The 4,963-nt window shown below is 71.2% G+C and carries 7 protein-coding genes; 6 read left to right on the top strand and 1 reads right to left on the bottom strand.

Going from position 1 to position 4,963, the window contains the following annotated elements:
• Positions 1-257 precede the first annotated feature (257 nt).
• The 6 genes from AC2VNT_RS03685 to AC2VNT_RS03660 all read left to right on the top strand — a co-directional run bounded on the left by AC2VNT_RS03685 (position 258) and on the right by AC2VNT_RS03660 (position 3,972).
• Positions 258-614, top strand: a complete 357-nt coding sequence (locus tag AC2VNT_RS03685; protein WP_486945567.1) for a DUF4352 domain-containing protein — start codon at positions 258-260, stop codon at positions 612-614.
• Positions 615-631: 17 nt separating this feature from the next.
• Entirely contained in the window at positions 632-1,816 is a 1,185-nt protein-coding gene (locus tag AC2VNT_RS03680; RefSeq protein WP_486945566.1) for an NAD-dependent formate dehydrogenase, read from the top strand.
• Positions 1,817-1,882: 66 nt separating this feature from the next.
• A complete protein-coding gene (locus AC2VNT_RS03675; protein ID WP_486945565.1) occupies positions 1,883-2,377 on the top strand; it encodes an RNA polymerase sigma factor in 495 nt (164 codons plus the stop codon).
• Positions 2,374-2,967, top strand: a complete 594-nt coding sequence (locus tag AC2VNT_RS03670) for a methylated-DNA--[protein]-cysteine S-methyltransferase (RefSeq protein ID WP_486945564.1) — start codon at positions 2,374-2,376, stop codon at positions 2,965-2,967. The genes AC2VNT_RS03675 and AC2VNT_RS03670 overlap by 4 nt, the downstream gene beginning before the upstream one ends.
• A gap of 88 nt (positions 2,968-3,055) precedes the next feature.
• Positions 3,056-3,610, top strand: coding sequence for a hypothetical protein (locus AC2VNT_RS03665; protein ID WP_486945563.1), 555 nt, complete (start codon positions 3,056-3,058; stop codon positions 3,608-3,610).
• A gap of 26 nt (positions 3,611-3,636) precedes the next feature.
• Positions 3,637-3,972, top strand: coding sequence for a hemophore-related protein (locus AC2VNT_RS03660; protein WP_486945562.1), 336 nt, complete (start codon positions 3,637-3,639; stop codon positions 3,970-3,972).
• 31 nt (positions 3,973-4,003) lie between these two features.
• Here the strand turns inward: AC2VNT_RS03660 and AC2VNT_RS03655 are convergent.
• Positions 4,004-4,963, bottom strand: a 960-nt coding sequence (locus AC2VNT_RS03655) for an FAD-binding oxidoreductase (protein ID WP_486945561.1), incomplete at its 5' end; no start/stop codon positions are given.

Below are 4,963 nucleotides of genomic sequence, written 5' to 3'. Positions count from 1 at the left end.
CGACACCGTCGCCCTGGACTACCGGACCCCTGGAACATGCAGCGGCTGCCCCGGCTGCGCCTGCCCGCCGGACAGCATCACCCACGCACGCTACCGGTGGCGGGACGACCGCGTGGTCATGCTCGACCCGGCCCCGTCGCGATGAGCGGGCGCGACGGCACGGCGCCGGTAGCGTGGAACCATAACGGTCAGCGCATATAGCGCACCGGGTCAGCGCGACGGCTTAGTGTTGTCCCAGCCGGTGGACGGGAGAGCAGGTGAACGGGAGGCGCAGTCCAGATGGAGAACGGTTCAACGCCGCATCTTCGACGCTCCTGCTGCTGGCGGCGGGCTGCTCGCCGCGGACCGCCGCGACGGGCGGTTCGGCGCCGGACGGCGCGGTCAACGTCAATGTCTCGGTAGTGGGCTCCGACGACCAGAGCTACACCGCAGACCTGAGCAACGACGTCGCCGAGTGCACGAATTTCGAGTCCGGCCTCTACCACCTCAGCCCGGGCGAGTCGACGACCGGATGCGTGGTGTTCGCTCGGCCCACCGGCGTCACCGTCGCCAAGGTGAAATACACCCCGTCCGAAGGCTTTGCCAGCGACTCCGGTGAGTGGCTGATCTCCTGACCGAAACGAGGACATTGATGGCCAAAGTCGTGCTGGTGCTCTACCCCGACCCGGTCTCCGGCTACCCGCCGGCCTACGCCCGAGACAGCATCCCGGAGCTGAGCGGCTACCCCGACGGTCAGACAATGCCCAGCCCGTCGGCCGTCGACTTCACCCCCGGCGAGCTGCTCGGCTGCGTCTCCGGTGAACTGGGGTTGCGCAGGTTCCTCGAAGACGGCGGCCACCACCTGGTGGTCACCTCCGACAAGGACGGCCCGGACTGCCGGTTCGAGCGCGAACTGGCCGATGCCGACGTCGTCATCTCCCAGCCGTTCTGGCCGGCGTATCTGGATGCGGAGCGAATCGCCAAGGCGCCCAAGCTGAAACTGGCGCTCACCGCCGGGATCGGTTCGGACCACGTCGACCTCAAAGCCGCGATCGAGGCCGGCATCACCGTCGCCGAGGAGACCTACAGCAACAGCATCAGCGTGGCCGAGCACGCGGTGATGCAGATCCTGGCGCTGGTGCGCAACTTCGTGCCGTCGCACCGGTGGGCCACCGAGGGCGGCTGGAACATCGCCGACTGCGTCGCGCGCGCCTACGACGTCGAGGGCATGGACGTCGGCGTGGTGGCCGCCGGCCGGATCGGGCAGGCGGTGCTGCGCCGGATGGCCCCGTTCGACGTCACCCTGCACTACACCGACACCCGCCGGCTCCCCGCTGAGCTGGAAGCAGACCTCAACGCGACCTACCACCCGGACGTGCAATCGCTGGTCCAGGCCGTGGACGTGGTCTCCATCCACTCGCCGCTGGTCCCGGCGACCTACCATCTCTTCGACGGGCAGCTGCTGGCCTCGATGCGGCGCGGCTCCTACATCGTGAACACCGCGCGCGCCGAGATCTGCGTGCGCGACGCGGTGGCGGCGGCGCTGGAGAGCGGGCAGTTGGCCGGCTACGCCGGCGACGTCTGGTACCCGCAGCCGCCGCCGGCCGACCACCCGTGGCGCCGCATGCCGCACAATGCGATGACCCCGCACGTCTCCGGCAGCACGCTCTCGGCGCAGGCGCGCTACGCCGCCGGCACCCGGGAGATCCTGGAGGACTTCCTCGCCGGTCGTCCCATCCGCGAGGAGTACCTGATCGTCGACGGCGGCGGACTGGCGGGCACCGGAGCGGCGTCCTACAGCGTCTCGGCGGACGCCAGCCCGGGCAGCGCCCAGTAGCCTGACCACCGCCACGGAACGATCTCACGAAATGACCCGGCGCAGCGTCTACCGGGTGTGGGATCGATGAGCCGGCTTCGGCGCAAGCCGCCGTTCGAAGCGGTGGTGGCCGAGTACGGCCCGACCGTGCTGCGGGTCTGCCGGGCGGTGCTCGGCGCCCAGGACGCCGAGGACGCCTGGTCGGAGACGTTCCTGTCGGCGCTGCGCGGCTATCCGCGGCTGCCGGCCGACGCCAACGTCGAGGCGTGGCTGGTGACCATCGCCCACCGGCGCGCCGTCGACGCCGGGCGGGCCCGGTCCCGTCGCGCGGTGCCGACCGGCGTCGCCGCCGACCGGGCCGCCACCGGGGCGGATCCGGCCGAGCGCGACCCGGACCTCTGGGCGGCGCTGGGCCGGCTGCCCGACAAGCAGCGGATGGCGGTGGCCTACCACCACGTCGCCGGGCTGCCGTTCGCCGAGGTGGCCCGGTTGCTGGACAACTCCCCGGAGGCGGCCCGGCGCGCGGCGGCCGACGGCATCAAGGCCCTGCGCGGAACCTATCTGAAGGACGAGACGGCATGAACACCATCGCTTTTCCCAGCCCACCCGACGAAGCCGACACCCTGGCCCGGCTGCATGCCAGGCTGGAACGCGATGCCGATTCCGGCGCGCTGCTCGACGTCGCCTACCGCACCGTCGACACGCCGGTCGGCGCGCTGCTGCTGGCGGCGACGCCGATCGGGCTGGTGCGGGTGGCGTTCGGGGTGCAGGACCACGCCGCGGTGCTGGCCGATCTGGCCGCGGCGGTGAGCCCGCGCATCCTGCGGGCGCCGGCGCGGCTGGCCGACGCGGCGCGGCAGATCGACGAGTACTTCGCCGGGCACCGCCGCCACTTCACCATCCCGGTCGACCTGCGGCTGGCGCGGGGTTTCCGCCGCAGCGTGGTCGAGCACCTGCAGCGCATCGGCTACGGCGAGCGGGAGAGCTACGCCGCGGTGGCCGGCGCGGTCGGCAGCCCCGGTGCGGTTCGCGCCGTCGGCACCGCCTGCGCCCGCAACCCGCTGCCGGTGGTCATCGGCTGCCATCGGGTGGTCCGATCGGACGGCTCGATCGGCCGGTACGCCGGCGGGTCCGCGGCCAAGGAGGCGCTGCTCCGGCTGGAGGCGGGCTGAGCGGGCCGGGCACGCCGACCCCGCGACAATCGGGGCGGTGGTGTGCCATCATGCGGGGAACAGCCGACGGATCGAGAAGGATTTCACCATGCATCGCCGGTTCCCGACCGCGGTCAGCCTGCTGGCCGCGTTGATGGTCAGCACCCCGATGGCCCCGGTCGTCGTGGCACCGGCCGCGCACGCCATCCCCAACTCCACCCCGGACGCACCGATCGGGCGGCTCGGCGACACGCTGCGCATCCAGTACAACTCCGAGGCCTTCGGCCCCCTGGTCGCCGACGTCACCGTGCACGACATCACCCCCTGCCCCGAGGTCCCGCCGGGCTGGGGGTACAACGGCTCGCCGCGCTGGCGGGCCCAGGGCGGTCCGTGGCAGGCCAACGTCACCGTGCATCCGATCAAGGTGCCCAACCCGTACATCCTGGCGGCGTCGATCACCCTCGACGGCGTGACCCCCGGCGCCGACGCCTACATCTCCAAGCACACCGACGCGCCCGACGCCCTGGACGTCACCCTGACCAACGCCCCGGCCGGCTCCAGCGTCGACGGCCGGGTGTTCTGGGACGTCTACCGCGGCCTGGTCACCAACGTGGTGCTGCTCAGCCGGGTGGACGGCCAGCATCTGGCGCAGTGGAACCTGTAAAAACACCGCGAGGAGAAGAGGATCCGATGTCTACCCGACTGACTTCCCGAGTCGGCCACCTGCTGCCGCTCGCGGCCGCGACGGCCGGCGCGCTGACCATCGGCTGCGGCCCGGCCGCTGCGGACCCGGTGATCGACACCACCTGCAACTACCAGCAGGTGCTCGCGGCGCTCAACGCGGCCGACCCCGGTGCCGCCGCACAGTACAACTCGTCGCCGGTGGCGCAGGCCTGGCTGAACCAGTTCCTGGCCGCGCCGCCGGACCAGCGCCAGCAGCTGGTCGACGCCGCGCAGAGCAACCCGGAGGGCCAGCCGTTCGTGGGGGCCATGCAGGAAGTGGCCGGCACCTGCAACAACTTCTGAACGATCCGGAAGCCGCACCGTCACTCGGTGCTCAGGCCACTTCCAACCACAGGTCCGGGCCGAAGACCTCGTAGTGAATCGCCGCCGTGGGAATCCCGCGGTCCACCAGGTGGCTTCGCACCGAGCGCATGAACGGCAGCGGTCCGCACAGGTACACCTGCACGCCGTCGGGTAGGTCCATCTCGGCCAGATCCACCGGCACGCCCATCTCGCCATACCAGGTGCGCATGATCGCCGCCGGCAGTTGGGCAACCAGTTCGGTGAGTTCGCTGCGGTGCGGATGCACCGCCCGGGACCGGTCCGCGTGCACCACGCACACCGACCGCTGGTCGCCGGTGTCGACGAGGTGGCGCAGCATGCCGATCATCGGAGTGCAGCCGATGCCCGCCGACACCAACAGCACCGGAACCTGCTCCGGGGCCAGGGTCAGGTCGCCGAACGGTTGCGACAGGGTCAACAGGTCGCCCTCGAACACGTTGTCGTGGATGAAGTTCGACACCTGACCGGCCGGCGCCCCGTTGTCGGGTGCGACGCGTTTGATCGTCACCCGCCACGACGTCTTGTCCGTCGCGGCAGCGGTGATGCTGTACTGACGGATCTGCCGGGCACCGTCGGGCAGCGGCACCGCGATCGACGTGTACTGGCCCGGTTGAAACCCCGGAAGCGGAGCGTCGATCCCGGTGAGCGTCAGCGCGATGCACTCCGGGGACTCCTGCGTCCGGGTCACCACACGCGCCGACAGCCAGATATCGCCGGCCGCGACTCCGGCCTGCCGGTACAGGCGAGCCTCCCGCTCGACCAGCCCGTCGGCCATCAGCCAGAAGACCTCGTCCCAGGCAGCGGCGACCTCCTCGGTGACCACGTCGCCGAGCACCGCGACGATCGCCGCGAACAGGTAGTCGTGAACCAGCTGGTATTGGTCGGCGGTGACCCCGAGGGAGGCATGCTTGTTGGCGATTCGCGACAGAACCCGCTCCGGCGACGGGGCGTC

It is taken from the genome of Mycobacterium sp. TH-M15 (genome assembly GCF_057473705.1).
The sequence above is the reverse complement of the archived record's forward strand: the minus strand, read 5'-3'. Positions and strand labels throughout refer to the sequence as shown.

Bases quoted from the DNA above. Each gene is read 5' to 3' on its own strand.
- AC2VNT_RS03680 (WP_486945566.1), top strand. From the start codon at position 632: ATGGCCAAAGTCGTGCTGGTGCTCTACCCCGACCCGGTCTCCGGCTAC.
- AC2VNT_RS03670 (WP_486945564.1), top strand. From the start codon at position 2,374: ATGAACACCATCGCTTTTCCCAGCCCACCCGACGAAGCCGACACCCTG.
- AC2VNT_RS03660 (WP_486945562.1), top strand. From the start codon at position 3,637: ATGTCTACCCGACTGACTTCCCGAGTCGGCCACCTGCTGCCGCTCGCG.
- AC2VNT_RS03675 (WP_486945565.1), top strand. From the start codon at position 1,883: ATGAGCCGGCTTCGGCGCAAGCCGCCGTTCGAAGCGGTGGTGGCCGAG.
- AC2VNT_RS03665 (WP_486945563.1), top strand. From the start codon at position 3,056: ATGCATCGCCGGTTCCCGACCGCGGTCAGCCTGCTGGCCGCGTTGATG.